The sequence below is a fragment of the Aurantiacibacter gilvus genome, assembly GCF_038289935.1.
Taxonomy (GTDB): Bacteria; Pseudomonadota; Alphaproteobacteria; order Sphingomonadales; family Sphingomonadaceae; genus Alteraurantiacibacter; species Alteraurantiacibacter gilvus.
This window is the reverse complement of record NZ_JBBYHV010000001.1, coordinates 1,901,148-1,917,863: the sequence shown is the minus strand read 5'-3', so window position 1 is coordinate 1,917,863 and position 16,716 is coordinate 1,901,148. Positions and strand designations below refer to the sequence as shown.

Genomic DNA, 16,716 nt, shown 5'->3' with positions numbered 1-16,716 from the left:
GGACCGCCCGGCAACCATACACGTTTCGTTGCAATTATTGCACAACGACTTGCGCAAACTGCCTCAGTCCGCGTTGGGGTTGATGGCTCCAGGTGCGATCGAACCGTCATCATTGGCCTGCGGACCGGGGATGGCGGTCAGCGTGTGGATCAGGCGGAACTTGCCGTCGATATAGCGGAACGTATGGCTGTCGGGTCCACCGGTTTCGGAGCTGCCGAAGCGCATGAAGACGTTGATGACACCCATTTCCTCGTCGATCAGGTAATCGCGGTTGGTGAGGTAGAGCACGCCCGGCGGCATGCCGATCTCGCAGCTGGCGTCGGGCCGGTTGTCGCGGTTGGTGTAGAGCCCGCCCTCCAGCCGCGCGCAGGGCACGCCCCAGGGGATGTCGGTGAACTTGTCCATGAACCCGTCAAGGTAGGCGTTGGCGCCGCGGATCATCTCGGACGGGTCGGTGCGCTGGTAGGGGTGCAGCTCGCTCCAGTCCTCCTGCTGCGTGTAGTGGAGGAAGGCGTTGGCGTTGAACAGCCAGTCGCCCGGCTCGGTGACGATCGAATCGACGCGCAGGATCTGCCCTTCGTGGACGAACAGGCGGGTGCCGATAATCTGCGGGGCGTCACCTTCGGTCACCACGATCTCGGTGAAGGTCTTGCAGCGCAGCGGATCGTGGAAGCTCATCGCATGGGCCACCGGCAGCGGACTGGCCCAGCGGCCCTCGCTGCGATCCACCGTCTCCATGTTCTCGAGGAAATGGGCATTGTCGAGCAGGGGCAGGGCGGAAATGTCGCCCGTGCGCTGCGCCTCGACATAGGCGCTGGTGAGTTCCTGCAGTTCGGCGCGGGTGCAGGTAGGCTGGTCCACGCGCGGAGCATAGGGGCTGGCGGGCGGCCCGTCCTGCGCCATGGCGGGCGCGGCAAGTGCGGTCCCGATCAGGGCTAATGCGATTGTTCTAGCGGACATCTTGCGGCTCCTCGCTGCGGCATTGTTCATAGGTGCTCCAGCCCGAGCAGACGCCGTAGGGTCCGCGGATGAAGATGGCTTCGATGCGGCTGATGTCGCCGTTTTCCACCTTGAACAGCTCGCCCAGCTGCCAGGTCCAGTTGATCGGGCGGTGATCGAAGAAGGCGAAGGCGAAGACGATCCCGCGTTCGATATCGACGGCCACCACGCGGCGATCGCGCACGCTGGTGACAGTGCCCATCAACGAGGTCTCGAACTGGCCCCGGCAGGTCTGCACCTGTCCGAACGAAGGCCGGTCGGCGAGGTCATGCCCTTCGGGCGCGGCGGCGATCACGCCGTTTTCCAGTCGCAGGCAGTCGTCGGTGAAGGGGTAGTAGTCGTTGCCGGTGTTGCGCTCGACCGCTTCGAAATAGGCGTTGGCCACTTCGACCAGTTCGGCACGGGTGTGGCGTTCGCCCTCGGGCACGGCCTCGAGGTAGCCCGGCCATGGCGATCCCAGCGCGGCCACGGCGGCGCCGGTGTCGGGGAAGGGGCTGGTCGACGGGCCGGTGCTGGCGCCCAGCGGCCGGTCGGGACGGGCCACGACCTGTTCGACCTCGGTGATCTTGCCGTCGCGGCCGATCCGCAGGCGCAGTGACACGCCGACATGCTCGGGCTCGCGCTGCGGGCCGGTGGCGGACTGGCCTGCCTGTTCCTGCACGGTCACCAGCGCGGCGACCTGTCCGGTGACCACGTCGGGCACCACCAGGCGATAGCCTTCGGGCGAGACCGTGGTGGCCCAGAGGCCTTCATTGCCCAGCGGCATCTCGATGCCGTTTTCGGTGAAGCGCACGCCGTGGGCGAACAGTTCGTCGTCGAAGCCGCCTTCGGACATCGCCGCCAGGTAACGCTCGACATAGCTTTCCAGGCAGGTGCGGTCGCAGGTGTTGGGTTCCATTTCCAGCGGCACCCCGGCCACCTGCGCCATGGCAGGCGTTGCCAGCGACATTGCTGCGGCAGCAGCGAGAATTGTTCTGATCATGTGTCCTCTCTCCCCAGAAGGAGTCGGACATTATCAATTTCGGACCGCTTGGCTAGCCTCTTACCGCCATAGCGCATTGAGCGCGGGCAGCAGGTGGTGGCGGTGTTCGGCAGGCACGCGTTCGAGCAGTTCATTCTCGAACTGGTCGATCACCGCGCGCGCATCGGCCAGCCTGGCCAGTCCGGCCCGGGTCACTTCAAGACCCATCGACTTGCCATCAATCGCTTCGCGGACGATCAGGTCCGCGTCTTCCATGCGCTTGAGGATCGGCACCATGTTGGCCCGCTGGATATCCAGCATGCGGCCCAAGGCGCTTGCGGTGATGCCGGGATTGGCCTCGATCAGGATCAGCATCGACACGTCGCTCTGCCGCAGGCCGAGCGGTTCCAGCCGCATCGTAAGCTCCGCTCCTGCCGCATGGGCAGCGCGGCGCAGGACATAGCCGGGGTAGGAGGCGAGCGGGTCTTTCATCATGATTGCTATTGTTCATAGCAAAAATTATGTTATGGGCAATAGCAATCGTGCAAGTGCGTTCGATTCGCACGTTTAGGAGAATGAAGTAATGGCCAAAGCCCCGTCGCAACCCGATCCGCGTCCGCAGGAAGACACCGTAAAGTACGAAGTCGTCGACGGCGTCGCATGGGTCTATTTCAACCGTCCCGACAAGCGCAACTGCATGAGCCCGAAGCTCAACCGGCAGATGAAGATCGTGATCGAGGACCTGGAATTCCGCGACGACGTGCAGGTGCTCGTGCTCACCGGCGAAGGCTCGGCATGGTCGGCAGGCATGGACCTGCTCGAATACTTCCGCATGGCAGAGCAGGAAGGCCTGCACGCCATCCGCAGCAACCAGCGCGAAGCCTACAGCTGGTGGGAACGCCTGCGCTGGTTCGAAAAGCCGACCGTCGCCATGATCAACGGCTGGTGCTTCGGCGGTGCTTACGGCCCGCTGTTCGCCTGTGACCTGGCCTATTGCTCGGACGACGCGCAGTTCGGCCTGTCCGAAATCAACTGGGCGATCCTGCCCGGCGGCGGCGCCAGCAAGGTTGCGGCAGAGCTGCTGCCCTTCCGCGACGCCATGTACCACGCGATGATGGGCGAGAACCTGACCGGCCCCGAAGCTGCCAAGCTGCGGATGGTCAACGAATCGCTACCGGCCGACAAGCTGAAGGAGCGCGTGCTGGAAGTCTGCGAAGTGCTGAAGAAGAAGGACAGCCAGGCCCTGCGCGCCACCAAGTGGGCCATGCGCCGGGTTACCGAGATGACCTATGACAATGCCGAGGACTACCTGATCCGCGCACAGGAAGCGCTGAACCAGTTCGGCGGGCTCGAAAGCCGCAAGGAGGCAACCCGCCAGTTCCTCGATGCCAAGACCTTCAAGCCCGGCCTTGGCGCGTTCGACAAGTCGACGCTCGACAAGGACTAAGTCAATTCATGGCGGCGCGGACAGGCTTGTTCGCGCCGCTTCTTCTTTCTAGGCAGCTTGGCCAAGGATTGCCCCGGTCCAGCCGGGGTTTTGCATGTTCGAGGGGATTTCCACGATGACCACCCGCCGTTTCACCAACGCGCAGATCGACCGCCTGCTGCGTCCCAAGTCCGTCGCCGTGATCGGCGCGTCGGACCGCCACGGCGCTTTGGGCTGCACCTTGCTGAACAACCTCGTGCAGTACGAGTTCGACGGTGACATCTATCCCGTGAACCCCAAGCGCGACGAGCTGCAGGGGCTGAAGGTCTACAAGGGCGTGGACGAACTGCCCGAAGGCGTCGACTGCGCCGTGCTGGCGATCCCGCGGGCTTTCGTCGTCGATACCGTGCGCCAGCTCGCCGAAAGGGGCTGCGGCGCGGCGGTGATTTATGCCGCGGGCTTCTCCGAAGCTGGTGAGGAAGGCGCCAAGGACCAGGCCGAACTGGGCCGTATCGCCGAAGAACACGGCATGATTATCGAAGGCCCGAACTGCCTCGGCTGTACCAATTACGTGGCCCGCATCCCGCTGACCTTCGTCGAAACCAACATGAAGACCCCGCCCGCGGGAGCGCGCGCGGTCGGTATCGCCAGCCAGTCGGGCGCGCTGGCCGCAGTGCTGGCGACCACGCTGCACCCGCGCGGCTGCTATGTCTCGACCTCGGTCAGCACCGGCAACGAAGCGGCCTCTGGCGTGGAAGACTATGTCGAATGGCTGGTGGACGATCCCGCCACTCACGTCATCGCCATGTATGTCGAGAATTTCCGTCGTCCAGCCGCCTTTGTGGCTGCTGCGCGCCGTGCACGCGAGGCGGGCAAGCCCATCGTGCTGCTGCACCCGGGCAAGAGCGACAAGGCGCAGGAAAGCGCCGCCACCCACACAGGAGCCATGGCGGGCGATTTCAAGCTGATGAAGGCGAAGCTGGCGCGTGAAGGCGTGATCTTCGCCGAAACGCTGGAAGAACTGGCCGACATCGCCACCATCGCCGTAACCTGTCCCAGCCTGCCGGGCGCGAACATGGTGGTGCTGGGCGAAAGCGGTGCGCTGCGCGGCCTGGCCTTCGACCTTGCCGAGGACATCGGGCTCGACCTGCTGCACCTCGACGATGACAACAGTCCCAATATCCGCGCCGTGCTGCCCGATTTCGTCCCGGTGTCGAACCCCACGGACATTACCGCCGTTGGCCTTTCCGAACCGGAAATCTACACCAACCTGCTGGTTGCCCTGCTCGAAGACGAGCGCGTCGGCAGCGTGGTCGCCTCGATCATCCAGTCGGATCCGATCACGTCGAAGATCAAGTTCCCGCCGATCCAGGAAGCCGTTGCGCGTGGCGAATTTGGCAAGCCGCTGGTCTTCGCCGGTGTCGACGAGGGCGCCAACGTGCCGCAGGAATATATCGACAGCCTGCGCGCGGCCGGCATTCCTTGGTTCGCCAGCACTGAGCGCGCCTATCGCGCCATCGCCCGGCTGGCGGACCTCGCCAAGCGCGACCTGACCGACCGCTCGGGCGAACCGCTGGTGATCGACGGCATGGAGACCGTCACCGGCGTCGTGCCCGAGTACAAGGCCAAAGACTTGCTGCGCCCGCTGGGCGTGCCGTTCCCCGACAGCACCTTTGCCCCCACGGCTGACGCGGCGGCGGCCGCTGCCGATGCGCTGGGCTACCCGGTGGTGATGAAGGCGCAGGCTGCGGCGCTGGGTCACAAGTCGGACGCTGGCGGTGTGATCCTGAACCTCAAGTCGGCGGACGAAGTGCGCGAGGCCTTCGACCGCATGTATGCCAATGTCGCCAACTACGATTCGTCGATCAAGCTCGACGGCGTGCTGGTCGAGAAGATGGGCACCATGGGCACCGAAATGATCGTCGGCGCCAAGCACGATCCCGAATGGGGTCCGGTGGTGCTGGCCGGTTTTGGCGGCGTGACGGCGGAGATCCTGAAGGACGTGAAGCTGTTCACGCCTGATCTCGGCGTCGAACAGGTCAAGGAAGGGCTGCTGTCGCTGCAGCAGGCCCCGCTGCTGACCGGCTGGCGCGGTTCGCCCGCGCTCGATGTCGATGCCCTCGCCGCGCTGATTGTCCAGGTCGGGCAGGTGATGACCGGCAACCCGTCGATTCGCGAAATCGATCTCAATCCGGTGATCGTCTACCCCCAAGGGCAGGGCGTGATCGCGCTCGACGCCCTGATGCTGGTCGACTGACCTAGAGGGTTCGCTGGGTCCGGCCGTAGTCGATCCGGATACGCACCCACGATCCGACCTGGTACTGCCCGCCGATGCGTGGCGGGCGCACCTGGAATTGCCAGGCCGCAGCCTGCGTCGCGCGGGCGATGCCGGAGCCCTGCGGATATTCGTCGACCACTTCGCAATCGACCACGCGCCAGTTGGGTGCGGTCTTGCAGGCGATCAGGCCCCAGCCGGTGCTCCTGGCGGTGGAGAGATAGCCTGCCAGCTCGCTGTCGCGCGGTTCGCGGTACCACCGTGCGGCATAGAGCGGCGATCCATCGGGCGCCGTGCCGACGACGTTGCTGTCTTCGCCGCGGCTGGAGCCGGTGTCGGCCGGACCATAGCTGCTGCCTTCGCGGATACGCACGCCAATGGTCGGCGAGGCGCTGGGTGTCGGCTGCGGGGAAGGCGGCGGAACGGGCAGCTGCTGGGTACGCCGCGGAACGAGCGCTGGTAGCTCGAGATCGGGCAGGGCCGGGTCGACAGATACCGGCTGTTCCGGGGCAGCGGCCACGGGCGGCGCGCTGGCGGGAGCGGGCGCCTGCTCGGATTCCTCTTCCGCTTCGGCCGGCTCCGGCGGATTGCCGATGTCGAAAGTGGTGATCGGAACCGTTTCCCGTTCCGGCTCGTCCCGCACAAGTCCCAGCGACAGCAGCAGCAAGATGAACACCGCCTCGATGGCGAGAGTGAGGACTATCCCCGGCGCGCGGCGTGACAGACCCTGGCGCAGGTTGAGTCTGGCGCTCTGCCACCGGCTGGCCGGTTCAGCGGTTTGGGGATGCGAAGCGATGGTCACGAATTCCGGGACGAAGGAGAGGCGGGCCTAGGGTGAGGCAACTGAACATTGGCTGTCAGCCGGCTGCACGCAAGCCGCAGGAATAGAAAAAGGGCCGGAGGATTTCTCCTCCGGCCCTTTTCTGTGTCGTTCGGCGGGTGGGCTTAGTTGCCCGAGCCCGGACCGTACATCACTTCCACGCGGCGGTTCTGCAGTTCGCGGACACCGTCAGCGGTGGGAACGCGCGGCATGGATTCGCCGAAGGCTTCGCTGGAGATGCGAGCCGCCGGGATGCCGCGAGCGGTCAGGTAGTCCTGGACCGAAGCGTTACGACGTTCGGACAGGCCGACGTTGTAGGTGGCCGAACCCGAGCGGTCAGCGTGACCGGCGAGCATGACGCGGGCCATGCCGCAGTTGCCGTAAGCCGTGATCGCGCTGTTGAGCACGGTCGCTGCCTCGGGTGTGATGTCCGACTGATCCCAGTCGAAGAACACGATGTACGGACCCTGCTCACACGGCGGCGGCGGTGGCGGCGGAGGCGGGGGAGGAGGCGGCGGCGGAGGCGGCGGCGGAGGCGGCGGAGGCGGCGGCGGAGGCGGCGGCGGGGGCGGAGCCTCGGCGCCAAGGAAGAACCGCAGGCCCAGCGTGCCGCTGTGCTGCGCAAAATCCGTCGTCATGGTTGCCGGGAAATTGCTGGTGGTGTTGAAAGTAGGTTCGTCGAACATGCGACGATACTTGTACTCGGCGAACAGCTGGGCGTTGTCACTCAGGTTGCCCGAAATGCCGAGGATGCCCTGGTAGGCGAAGGTCGTGTCGGCATCGTGTGCGATGTCGAAGCCGCTCGGTGCGTAGTCGACATCGACCACGAACAGGCCGGCACCCACGCCGATGTACGGCTGGATGGCACCGTCGCGGTTGAAGTCATACAGCGCGTTCAGGAAAACGCCGTAGGTTTCCACGTCGCCGGTAGCGGCGGCGAGATAGGGAGCCAGACCTTCGTCGATCGGCATCGAAGCGAGCAGCGCGCGGGTCAGCGGGTTGCCTTCCTGCGAGGAGCCATTCAGCTGCAGGTTCTTGTGCTGCTCGATGTCCATGGACTGGTAGTTGCCGTCGAGTTCGAGGCGGAAGCCGTTGTCGAAGGCGTAGCCAAGCTGGGCGCCGGCAGCCCAACCCACATCAACGTTGGTTTCGAATTCGTAAGACGTACCGGCGGGGAGATCCGGGAACATACCGGGTCCAGGCAGAGTAGTGGTGAAAACACCTTCGTTGTCGGCATCTTCATTCGTGACAACACCACCGCTGAAGCCGATGTAGGCTTGAGCGCTAGCAGTTGCCGGAATGGCGAGTGCAACCAACGAGGCACTGAGAAGAAGCTTTTTCATTTTAGTCCTCATTACGACTTACAGGGGTGTGTACCTCTGCATCCCTAACAGAATGTTGCCTTTACACGTTTGTTCCGGGCAGGGAAACAACTCACTGAATCCGGGCGGAACTGTTGCGCAAACAACACAAGTTTCACGGTGCAGAAGGCAGGACGTGTCAGAACGCCGACAAACCGGTGATTGCCCGCCCCAGAATAAGCGCGTGAATATCATGAGTTCCCTCGTAGGTGTTCACGGTTTCGAGGTTCAGCATGTGCCTTATCACCTGGTATTCGCCGGAGATGCCATTGCCGCCGTGCATGTCGCGCGCCAGGCGGGCGACCTGCAGTGCCTTGCCGACGTTGTTGCGCTTCACCACGCTGATCATTTCCGGGGCAAAAGCGCCTTCGTCCATCAAGCGGCCGACTCGCAGTGAGCCCTGCAGGCCAAGCGAGATCTCGGTCGCCATGTCAGCCAACTTGAGCTGGTAAAGCTGCTTGGAGGCCAGAGGCACGCCGAACTGGTGCCGGTCGAGACCGTACTGGCGCGCGGCGTGGTAGCAGAACTCGGCCGCACCAAGGCTGCCCCAACTGATGCCGTAGCGTGCCCGGTTGAGGCAGCCGAACGGACCCTTGATCCCTTCGACACCCGGCAGCAGCGCATCGGCAGGCAACTTCACCTCGTCCATCTGGATCATGCCGGTGGTGCTGGCGCGTAGCGACAATTTGCCTTTGATTTTCGGAGCTTCGAGGCCCTTCATGCCCTTTTCCAGCACGAAGCCGCGGATCTTGCCGTCGTGAGCTTCGGACTTGGCCCAGACCACGAAGACGTCCGCGAAGGGCGAGTTGGAAATCCACGTCTTGGCGCCCGACAGCGAATAGCCGTCGCCGTCCTTCTTGGCGTAGGTGCGCATGCCCGAAGGGTCCGATCCAGCATCGGGTTCGGTCAGGCCGAAGCAGCCGATCAGTTCACCCGACGCGAGGCCGGGCAGGTACTTCCGGTGCTGCTCCGGCGAGCCGTAGGCATGGATGGGATACATGACGAGCGACGACTGCACGCTGGCCATCGAGCGATAGCCGCTGTCGACCCGCTCGATCTCGCGCGCGACGAGGCCGTAGGCGACGTAGCTGGCGCCCGCGCCGCCGAATTCCTCGGGGATGGTTACGCCGAGCATGCCGGCGGCACCCATCTGCGGGAACAGTTCGCTGGCGTCGGCTTCTTCCTCGAAGTCCTCGATCACGCGCGGTTGCAACGTGCTCTGGGCAAAGCCGTGCGCGGCTTCGCGGATCATCCGCTCGTCTTCGGTCAGCTGGGCATCGAGGTTGAAGGGGTCGGCCCAGTCGAAGGGCACCATGTCGGCCATTGCAGGTAGTCTCCTTTGAAACCGCCTCTAGTTTCTTGGGCGGCTCGCGGCAAGGAGCGGGGCAGACTAATGCGCCTGTTGTTTGGCCTGGGCCCTGGCTTCCTCGATCATCGCCATCAGCCGGTCCGGGCGGCAGGGCTTGGCTGCGGCCTGGGCCATGGGATAACGTTCCTGCAGCTCCGACGGGCGCATGTGCCCGGAGTGGAAAATGATCGGCACGCCAGCATCGGTCAGCGCATCAGCCAGCGGAAACACCTCGCCGTCGCCGGTCAGCACGTCGAGGATGGCAACGTCCGGCATTTCCTGGTCGATGGCAATGAAGGCGTGGTCCTTGTTTGCGTAAGGACCTTCGACACGGAAACCCATGTCGCGCACTGTCTCGGACAGGTCGAGAGCGATGATGAACTCGTCCTCGACGACGAGAATGGTCGTGGCGTGCTCAGGCTGAAGCTTCTGACCCATGCGACTTCCTTTGCTCTGCGGTTGCTGAGATGGCGCATTAGTTCTTACGCTTGAGGCTGGGTCAGGTTCCCTTGCTTTACTGGGTGCGTCCGAATCTGGCTTCGTAGGCGGCGAGGTCATCTGCCGCGAGCATCTTGGCCTGGTCAACCCAGCTGTCGCGTCGGATGCGGCCCTGGAAACGGCCCAGCTGGGCATCGATCCGGTCGATCTCGGCATCGTCCCATGCAGCGATCTGGGCGAAGGAGGTTACCCCGTGTTCGGCGAGCAGCGCCACGAGCTTGGGCCCGACACCCTTGATCCGCGACAGGTCGTCTCCAGACGCGGTTGGCGCTGGGCCAGCTTCGGCGTCAGCCGAGGCTGTTGCGGCGGCGATACTGTCGGAGTTTGCCGCTGCCGAGACCGGGCCGGGCGAGGCGGCAGAAGCCGCGGCCTGCTCGTCTTCGGTATCGCGAGCGAGGTTCTGCGCGGCGCCGATGTCCTTGGCTGCGGCCGGCGGGGCATCGATCAGCGCCTGGTTGCGCCTGGCCGAGCTCTTGCCTTCGCCCTTGTCTTCACGTTCCACGGTGGTCTTGCGCGAGGCAACGAATATCCACCACGCCACCAGCAGGCCGATTACCAGTGCGACGACCAGCAAGATCCAGTATTCCTGCAGCAATTCGTTCATGTCAGCTGTAATTCCCTATCCGTTCGAGCGACCCCAGATGGCCCAGCCGAGGGCCAGCCCAACGAGGTAGGCGATCACCATCAGCACCAGCACTTCCATCCAGATCGGCATCGAAACTCCTTTGAAACAGAACCCCTGATTCGGGCAAATATGCGCTCAGCGCGCGGCTGGTGTGTCGACCGGCGTCGGCACAAGTGCCTCGGTCGAGATCACCGAAAACTCGATGCGGCGGTTGGCCGGATCGCCCGGTTCCAGCCCGTCGACCGGATGCGCAGAACCTTCACCGCGGGCGATCAATCCGTCTGCCGGGATGCCGCGCTGTACCAGCGCTGCCTTCACTGCATTGGCCCGCTCGGATGACAGGGCAAGGTTGATTTCTTCCGGGCCCGAACTGTCGGTGTGCCCGGTAACTTCGATGATGGCACCGAGGCAGGGGCTGAGCGCCTGTGCCACCTCGTCGATCAAGCTGGCGCTGGCAGCATCGATCGTTGCCGAGCTTTCCTCGAACCGGATCGTGCGTGCGCGCAGCAGGGCCTGCACGTCTTCCTGGCAATGCAACGGACTGTATTGCTGTTCCACCATCAGGTCACCGTCGGACCAGCGGATGCCGCCGACACCGGGCAGTGCAGCGACGGCGTAGGCAATGTCCGATCGGGTCTGCTGGTCCAGCTGTTCGCCGCCGGTCAGCACCGGATGGCGGCTGGGCCAGCCATTGGGCGAGCGGAATTCGGCCACCACATGGCCGCCGCCGCCCGCCGCCTCGATCGCTGCGGGTGCGCGGGCGGCCAGCCGGTCTGCCAGAGCAGGCGCGGAGGCGCCGCCGACGGTGTAGGCAATCACGATACAGGCCAGGAGCCCGGCCAACAGGGGCACGGCGGGGTTGCGCAGGACATTCATGCCCTGCGCCTTAACCCGTCAGGTCACTGCGCGTCGAGGCTTTCTGCAAGACTGGCGAGCTGCAGGAACTCTTCACGCCAATAGCCGTCCTGCCTGCCGGCGAGACGGCATAGTCGAAGTCGAAGCAGCCCCTCAGGGTATCGCCGCGCGGATGACCAGCCATCGTCATTGGCGGCGTCGGGATCGACCGCTGCATCAGCCGCGAGCGATCTTCGCCCGGCAGCTTGTGGGGCGAGTCCATACTGACCGAGACCTCGAGCAGGAACACGATATTGTCCGGCAGGCGTTCGTTGAGCGGGAATTGCAGGGCGGGCGGCTCAGGCCGTTTCTTCGGTCTTGTCCTTGTTCCGCCTGAACAGCACGCGGTCTTCAGGGCCGAAACCGCGTGTCCAGATCACCCAGCCATAGACCAGCACGATGGTCGGGATGCCCAGGGCCAGCTCCAGCCATTCGGGTAGCATGATGACCAGCTGCCCTACCAGCACGGCGGCACCCGTCGCCCAGACCAGAGCCATGCGCAGGTTGCCGACCGGTGCCTTCAGCAGGGACTTCAGCAGCAGGGCCTTGATCAGGCTGGACGTGCCAAGCGCCAGCAGCAGGGCCATGGCCGCGCCGGCCGCCATGTAACCTTCGTCGAACCCCAGGTGCTGCGCGAGCAGGATTATGCCGAGGGTCAGCAGGGCCTGCAGCGCGATCACGCCGGCGGAGATTGCCAGGTTGCGCTTCTTGGCGATGTAAACCAGCACGCCTTCCGAGACGACCGCCATCGAGGCCACGGCTTCGGCAACCAGCAGCAGAGCCAGCGCGCCGGTCCCGCCGACAATCTCCGAGCCGCCCAGGCCCATCACGGCTTGGCCAGGAATTGCGAGTGCCAGGGCAATGCCGAGCTGCAGCGCGATGATCCAGAAACCCACCTGCTGCACCTGCGCGGCGATGGCCTTGAAGTTGCCGGTCTTCAGGTTCTTGGTGATGACGGGGGAAAGGATCGGCTCGAAGCTGGTCTTCAGCTTCTGCGGCAGGCTGGCGATTTCCTTGCCGAAATAATAGATGCCCACCGCCGTTTCCGTGGTGAACAGGCCGAGCAGGAACACGTCGATCAGCCGCGTGGCGCGCTCGATCACGTCAGCACCGGCAAGCGGCAGGGACCGCGTCGTCAGTCGCCACATGCCAGCCGGGCTGGGCCGCCAGCCCTTGGGCAAGCCATAACTGCGCAGGAACGACCAGGCGGCTGTCAGCATGGCCGCGTAGATTGCCGCGAGATAGGCCAGGGCCACCCCGCCGTCGCGCAGGGCGGGAATGAAGAAGAAGGCCGCCACGGCCAGCGACTTGGTCCACGGCTCGACAATGGCGCGGGCGCGTACGGTGGTGGCGATGTCGTAGCGATAGGCCTGCGCCGCCAGCAGCACCTCGGTCAGGGCGAAGGCGGGGATCGCGCCGATGATGAGGATATCCCACTGCCCGCTCGTCCCGTTGGGGAAGATCGGGTAGGGAAAGACCACCAGCAGGGCGACGAAAGCGGCGGACATCAGCAGCGAGGCGAGCATGCCGTCGAAGACGAGGTTGGTCCGCGCCTTGCCGTCCTCGCCTGCAGCTTCGGTCAGGCGGTGTGCGAGCCCGCGTTTTTCACCAAGGGCACAGATCAGCGCGAACAGCTCGATCACCACCACGGCGGAGGCAAAGCGCCCCATTTCCTCGACCCCGTAGAGCCGGTAGCCGATGAACAGGAAGGGGATGCCGCCGATGAGGCGGATGAGGAAGCCCAATGTATTAGTGCGCCCGCCCTTGACGAGCGTCGTCATGTCGTCGCCGTTTTCCGCTTCGGCGGCTGTCGGCTTGGCGGGCGTGGTCAATCCGCGTGGCCTTCTGCTTTGAGCGGGCGGGCGAGCAGGGCCTGCACCACGTGCTTGGCGGGCTTGCCGCCCAGAAGTTCATTCACCCCCTCGGTGATGGGCATGGAGACGCCGTGTTTCGCGGCAAGCTCGGCCAGCACCGGTGCAGTGTGCGCACCTTCGGCCACGGTGCGCTTGTCGGACAGGGCTTCCTCGGCGCTCATGCCTTCGCCCAGTGCCTTGCCGAGCGAGAAATTACGGCTGGAAATGGAGGAGCAGGTGAGCACGAGGTCACCCAGGCCGCACAGGCCGTTCAGCGTTTCCGCCTTGCCGCCCAGCGCCACGCCGAAGCGCAGCATTTCGGTAAAGCCGCGGGTGATGAGGGCCGAGCGGGCGTTCTGTCCCAATTCCAGCCCTTCGACCACGCCGCAGGCAATGGCGAGCACGTTCTTCACCGCGCCGCCGACTTCCGCGCCGGTCACGTCGTCGGAATAGTAGGGGCGGAAATTGGGGCGCGCGACGGCGGGGGCCAGCCGCTCCCACTGCGCCTCGCCGCCGCCGCAGGCGAGCGTGACGGCAGCGGGCAGGCCGGCAGCGACTTCGTGCGCGAAAGTGGGGCCTGAAAGCACGGCGATATCGCAGTCGGGCGCCGCTTCGTGCGCGACCTGGTGCATCATGCGGCCGGTGCTCTGCTCGATCCCCTTGGAGCACAGCACGATGTCTTGCGGCAGGCTGCCCATCTTGGCGAGCACGTTGCCGAGGTGTTGTGCGGGCGTGACCAGCAGCAGGGCGTCGCAGGCAGACATGTCGCCAAGGTCGCCAGTTGCCGTGATCGACGGCGCGAGTTCGGCGGAAGGCAGGTAGAGCCCGTTGCAATGTGTCGTGTTGATCGCTTCGGCGAGGCCGTCCTCCAGCGCCCAGAGCAGCACTTCGCGCCCGTCGCTCGCCAGCATCTGTGCCAGCGCGGTTCCCCAGGCGCCTGCTCCGACCACACCGATTGCGCTCTTGGTCATGCTTTCACTCCTGCCCCGCGCGCGGGGGTGGCATCGGGATCGAGCGGCCAGCGCGGCCGTGCCTTGAGGTCGAGCGGGTCCGCCGGGAAGCCCGCTGCCAGCCGTTCCACGCCTGCCCAGGCGATCATCGCCGCATTGTCCGTGCAAAGCGGCAGGGGCGGCGCGGTGAAGGGCAGGGCGAACTCGCCCGCCAGCTGTTCAAGTCCGGTGCGGATCACCTGGTTGGCAGCCACGCCGCCGGCCACGACCAGCGCGGTCACGTCGTCCATGGTGCGCAGGGCTATCCGCGTGCGGTCCACGATGCAGTCGAGCGCGGCCTGCTGGAAGCTGGCGGCGATATCGGCATCCTTGTGCAGCCCGCTTTCATGCGCGCGCAGCACCGCGCTCTTGAGCCCGGCGAAGCTGAAATGCGGCTCCCCGCTGCCCACCAGCGGGCGCGGCAGGGGAACGGCCTTCGGATCGCCTTGCAGCGCCAGCCTCTCCACCGCCGGACCGCCGGGATATCCGAGGCCGAGGATCTTGGCGGTCTTGTCGAAGGCTTCGCCCAGTGCATCGTCGATGGTGGTCGCCAGCCGCTGGTACTTGCCCACGCCTTCGACGCGCAGGATCTGGCAATGCCCGCCGCTCACCAGCAGCAGGGCATAGGGATATTCGAGCGCCGCATCGGCAAGGCGCGGGCTGAGCGCGTGGCCTTCGAGGTGGTTGATCGCCAGCAGCGGGGTGTCGCTCGCCATGGCCAGGGCCTTGGCCGTGACGAGGCCCACCATCACCCCGCCGATCAGGCCGGGGCCAGCCGTCGCGGCAATGGCATCGCAATCGGCCAGCGTCTTGCCTGCATCGGCCAGCACTTTTTCCACCAGCGGGGTAAGCCGTTCGGCGTGCGCGCGGGCGGCGATTTCGGGCACCACGCCGCCGTAGGGCGCGTGTTCGGCCTCCTGGCTGGCGATCGCCTGCGCCAGGATCACGCGGTCCTCGCTCACCAAGGCGGCGGCGGTCTCGTCGCACGAGCTTTCGATGCCGAGAACAATCCTCATCCCGCTTCCCATTAGACGATGCCGTAGCTAGGGCAAGCGAACCCATGAATGACCAACCCATTCTGAGACTCGGAACACGGCGTTCGCCGCTGGCCCTGGCCCAGGCCGAAGAGACCCGCGCGCGCCTCTGCGCATCCCATGGCTGGGACAGCAACATGGTCGAACTCGTCCCCGTGGTGGCCAGCGGCGACAAGGTGACCGACCGCCCGCTGGCCGAAATCGGCGGCAAGGCGCTGTGGACCAAGGAACTGGACCAGTGGCTGGCCGATGGCAGCATCGACGCCGCCGTGCACTCGCTGAAGGACGTGGAGACGATCCGCCCTGACAGCCTGCACATCGCCGCGATCCTGCCGCGTGCGGACAAGCGCGATCGCCTGATCGGTGTGGCGAGCTTCGATGACCTGACCGAGGGTGCCGTGGTCGGCACCAGCGCCCCGCGCCGCGCGGCGCAGCTGCTCAACCTGCGCCCCGACTGCAAAGTGGTGACTTTCCGCGGCAACGTTGCCACCCGCCTCGGCAAGCTGGAAGCGGGCGAAGCCGAGGCGACTTTCCTTGCGGCTGCCGGACTGGAACGGCTGGGGCAGGACGATGTTGGTGTGCCGCTCGACCCGGAGCTGTGGCTGCCCGCGCCGGCGCAAGGGGCTATCGCCATCGAGTGCCGCGCCGACGATGCTCGCGCCCGCGAGGTGCTGGCCGTGCTCGATCATGCCGAAAGCCGCGCCGAAGTCATGGCCGAGCGGGCGTTGTTGCTGGGGCTGGGCGGTACCTGCCATTCACCGATAGCCGTGCTCTGCGATCACGATGCGGGCGAACTCGCCATGCGCGTCGCCCTGTTCAGCCCCGCGGGGCAGGAGCGGGTGGAGAGCACGGCGCGCTTCGCCGTCGGCGATCTGCAATCGCCGCGCCAGCTCGGCATCGACCTGCTCGAAAACGCTCCTTCCGGCATCACCGCCGTTTTCAACGGACTGCAATGATCTTCGTCATCCGGCCAGAACCCGGCTTGCAGGCGACCTTGCAGTCCGCTCGCGAGCAGGGGCTGGCAGCTGTGGGATTGCCGCTGTTCGAGGTGATGCCGCTGACTTGGGTCGTGCCCGACCCGGCTGATTTCGACGCCTTGCTGGTGGGCAGTGCCAACGCGTTCCGGCTGGGTGGTTCGGGGCTGGCCCGGCTCAGGAGCCTGCCCGTCCATGCCGTAGGCGAAGTAACGGCCAACGCGGCGCGATCTGCCGGATTTACTGTCGAACAGGCGGGCGAAGGCGGCTTACAGGCCGTGCTCGACAAGGCATCCGCACCCACGCGTTTCCTGCGACTTGCAGGCGTCGAGCGCGTACCCCTCGAAGCACCCGAAGGCAGCACCATTACGACCTGCGAAGTCTACGGAGTGCGCGCCTTGCCGATCACCGGCAGCGCGCAGGTATCCTTGCGCGCAGGCGATCCGCTGGTGCTGCTCCATTCTGCGGCGGCTGCGCGGCACTTCGCGTCTGAAGCCGAGCGGCTGGGCCTGGACCGCGCCGCCATCCGCCTCGCCTGCATTGGGCCCCGCGTGGCGCAGGCAGCGGGCAACGGCTGGGCCGCCTGCGAATCGGCTCCACAACCCAATGATGCAGCGCTGTTGGCCTTGGCCAGCGACATGTGCCATTAAACGCGCTGC

General features: G+C 65.5%; 17 protein-coding genes. 4 read left to right on the top strand and 13 right to left on the bottom strand.

The annotated features are described in order from the left end of the window. Positions 1-63: 63 nt before the first annotated feature. The 3 genes from AAEO60_RS09560 to AAEO60_RS09550 are packed head-to-tail and all read right to left on the bottom strand — an operon-like array spanning position 64 to position 2,455. A complete protein-coding gene (locus AAEO60_RS09560) occupies positions 64-960 on the bottom strand; it encodes a DUF8021 domain-containing protein (RefSeq protein WP_341673427.1) in 897 nt (298 codons plus the stop codon). Beyond that, a complete protein-coding gene (locus AAEO60_RS09555) occupies positions 950-1,981 on the bottom strand; it encodes a DUF8021 domain-containing protein (RefSeq protein ID WP_341673426.1) in 1,032 nt (343 codons plus the stop codon). Before AAEO60_RS09555 ends, AAEO60_RS09560 begins: the two co-directional genes overlap by 11 nt. Positions 1,982-2,041: 60 nt before the next feature. Then, positions 2,042-2,455, bottom strand: a complete 414-nt coding sequence (locus AAEO60_RS09550; RefSeq protein WP_341673425.1) for a MarR family winged helix-turn-helix transcriptional regulator — start codon at positions 2,453-2,455, stop codon at positions 2,042-2,044. An 88-nt stretch (positions 2,456-2,543) separates the two neighbouring features. Here AAEO60_RS09550 and AAEO60_RS09545 point away from each other — a divergent pair, with 88 nt between their 5' ends. After that, the gene (locus AAEO60_RS09545; protein ID WP_341673424.1) at positions 2,544-3,407 is read left to right on the top strand and encodes a p-hydroxycinnamoyl CoA hydratase/lyase; all 864 of its coding nucleotides are present in this window, start codon (positions 2,544-2,546) and stop codon (positions 3,405-3,407) included. Between the two features lie 94 nt (positions 3,408-3,501). Further along, positions 3,502-5,643 carry an acetate--CoA ligase family protein gene (locus AAEO60_RS09540; RefSeq protein WP_341673423.1) on the top strand — a complete coding sequence of 714 codons (2,142 nt, stop codon included), beginning with the start codon at positions 3,502-3,504 and terminating at the stop codon, positions 5,641-5,643. Between the two features lies 1 nt (position 5,644). On the opposite strand, the gene AAEO60_RS09535 is transcribed toward AAEO60_RS09540, so the two are convergent. From AAEO60_RS09535 to tsaD, 10 genes are all read right to left on the bottom strand, one after another. Further along, entirely contained in the window at positions 5,645-6,463 is an 819-nt protein-coding gene (locus tag AAEO60_RS09535) for a hypothetical protein (RefSeq protein ID WP_341673422.1), read from the bottom strand. A 143-nt stretch (positions 6,464-6,606) separates the two neighbouring features. Continuing rightward, positions 6,607-7,824, bottom strand: a complete 1,218-nt coding sequence (locus AAEO60_RS09530; protein WP_341673421.1) for an OmpA family protein — start codon at positions 7,822-7,824, stop codon at positions 6,607-6,609. A gap of 157 nt (positions 7,825-7,981) precedes the next feature. Further along, entirely contained in the window at positions 7,982-9,166 is a 1,185-nt protein-coding gene (locus AAEO60_RS09525) for an acyl-CoA dehydrogenase (RefSeq protein ID WP_341673420.1), read from the bottom strand. A gap of 66 nt (positions 9,167-9,232) precedes the next feature. Beyond that, entirely contained in the window at positions 9,233-9,628 is a 396-nt protein-coding gene (locus tag AAEO60_RS09520; protein WP_341673419.1) for a response regulator, read from the bottom strand. Between the two features lie 76 nt (positions 9,629-9,704). Next, positions 9,705-10,292: a helix-hairpin-helix domain-containing protein gene (locus tag AAEO60_RS09515; RefSeq protein ID WP_341673418.1), complete on the bottom strand. Its 588-nt coding sequence runs from the start codon at positions 10,290-10,292 to the stop codon at positions 9,705-9,707. Positions 10,293-10,448: 156 nt separating this feature from the next. Then, complete coding sequence (locus tag AAEO60_RS09510) at positions 10,449-11,189, bottom strand: OmpA family protein (protein ID WP_341673417.1); 741 nt, start codon at positions 11,187-11,189, stop codon at positions 10,449-10,451. A gap of 10 nt (positions 11,190-11,199) precedes the next feature. Further along, complete coding sequence (locus AAEO60_RS09505; protein WP_341673416.1) at positions 11,200-11,457, bottom strand: hypothetical protein; 258 nt, start codon at positions 11,455-11,457, stop codon at positions 11,200-11,202. A gap of 49 nt (positions 11,458-11,506) precedes the next feature. Next, on the bottom strand, positions 11,507-13,039 hold the full coding sequence (locus tag AAEO60_RS09500; RefSeq protein ID WP_341673415.1) for a lipopolysaccharide biosynthesis protein: 1,533 nt from the start codon (positions 13,037-13,039) through the stop codon (positions 11,507-11,509). Then, positions 13,036-14,031, bottom strand: coding sequence for an NAD(P)H-dependent glycerol-3-phosphate dehydrogenase (locus AAEO60_RS09495; RefSeq protein ID WP_341673414.1), 996 nt, complete (start codon positions 14,029-14,031; stop codon positions 13,036-13,038). The genes AAEO60_RS09500 and AAEO60_RS09495 overlap by 4 nt, the downstream gene beginning before the upstream one ends. After that, a complete protein-coding gene (gene tsaD, locus AAEO60_RS09490; RefSeq protein WP_341673413.1) occupies positions 14,028-15,065 on the bottom strand; it encodes a tRNA (adenosine(37)-N6)-threonylcarbamoyltransferase complex transferase subunit TsaD in 1,038 nt (345 codons plus the stop codon). Before tsaD ends, AAEO60_RS09495 begins: the two co-directional genes overlap by 4 nt. A 44-nt stretch (positions 15,066-15,109) precedes the next feature. Here tsaD and hemC point away from each other — a divergent pair, with 44 nt between their 5' ends. Beyond that, positions 15,110-16,039, top strand: a complete 930-nt coding sequence (hemC, locus tag AAEO60_RS09485) for a hydroxymethylbilane synthase (RefSeq protein ID WP_341673412.1) — start codon at positions 15,110-15,112, stop codon at positions 16,037-16,039. Further along, complete coding sequence (locus AAEO60_RS09480) at positions 16,036-16,707, top strand: uroporphyrinogen-III synthase (protein WP_341673411.1); 672 nt, start codon at positions 16,036-16,038, stop codon at positions 16,705-16,707. Before hemC ends, AAEO60_RS09480 begins: the two co-directional genes overlap by 4 nt. Positions 16,708-16,716 lie beyond the last annotated feature (9 nt).

Coding starts and splice junctions, on each gene's coding strand:
- AAEO60_RS09550 (WP_341673425.1), bottom strand. CDS start 2,455: ATGATGAAAGACCCGCTCGCCTCCTACCCCGGCTATGTCCTGCGCCGC.
- AAEO60_RS09540 (WP_341673423.1), top strand. CDS start 3,502: ATGTTCGAGGGGATTTCCACGATGACCACCCGCCGTTTCACCAACGCG.
- AAEO60_RS09560 (WP_341673427.1), bottom strand. CDS start 960: ATGTCCGCTAGAACAATCGCATTAGCCCTGATCGGGACCGCACTTGCC.
- AAEO60_RS09545 (WP_341673424.1), top strand. CDS start 2,544: ATGGCCAAAGCCCCGTCGCAACCCGATCCGCGTCCGCAGGAAGACACC.
- AAEO60_RS09525 (WP_341673420.1), bottom strand. CDS start 9,166: ATGGCCGACATGGTGCCCTTCGACTGGGCCGACCCCTTCAACCTCGAT.
- AAEO60_RS09515 (WP_341673418.1), bottom strand. CDS start 10,292: ATGAACGAATTGCTGCAGGAATACTGGATCTTGCTGGTCGTCGCACTG.
- AAEO60_RS09510 (WP_341673417.1), bottom strand. CDS start 11,189: ATGAATGTCCTGCGCAACCCCGCCGTGCCCCTGTTGGCCGGGCTCCTG.
- AAEO60_RS09480 (WP_341673411.1), top strand. CDS start 16,036: ATGATCTTCGTCATCCGGCCAGAACCCGGCTTGCAGGCGACCTTGCAG.
- hemC (WP_341673412.1), top strand. CDS start 15,110: ATGAATGACCAACCCATTCTGAGACTCGGAACACGGCGTTCGCCGCTG.
- tsaD (WP_341673413.1), bottom strand. CDS start 15,065: ATGAGGATTGTTCTCGGCATCGAAAGCTCGTGCGACGAGACCGCCGCC.
- AAEO60_RS09495 (WP_341673414.1), bottom strand. CDS start 14,031: ATGACCAAGAGCGCAATCGGTGTGGTCGGAGCAGGCGCCTGGGGAACC.
- AAEO60_RS09520 (WP_341673419.1), bottom strand. CDS start 9,628: ATGGGTCAGAAGCTTCAGCCTGAGCACGCCACGACCATTCTCGTCGTC.
- AAEO60_RS09530 (WP_341673421.1), bottom strand. CDS start 7,824: ATGAAAAAGCTTCTTCTCAGTGCCTCGTTGGTTGCACTCGCCATTCCG.
- AAEO60_RS09555 (WP_341673426.1), bottom strand. CDS start 1,981: ATGATCAGAACAATTCTCGCTGCTGCCGCAGCAATGTCGCTGGCAACG.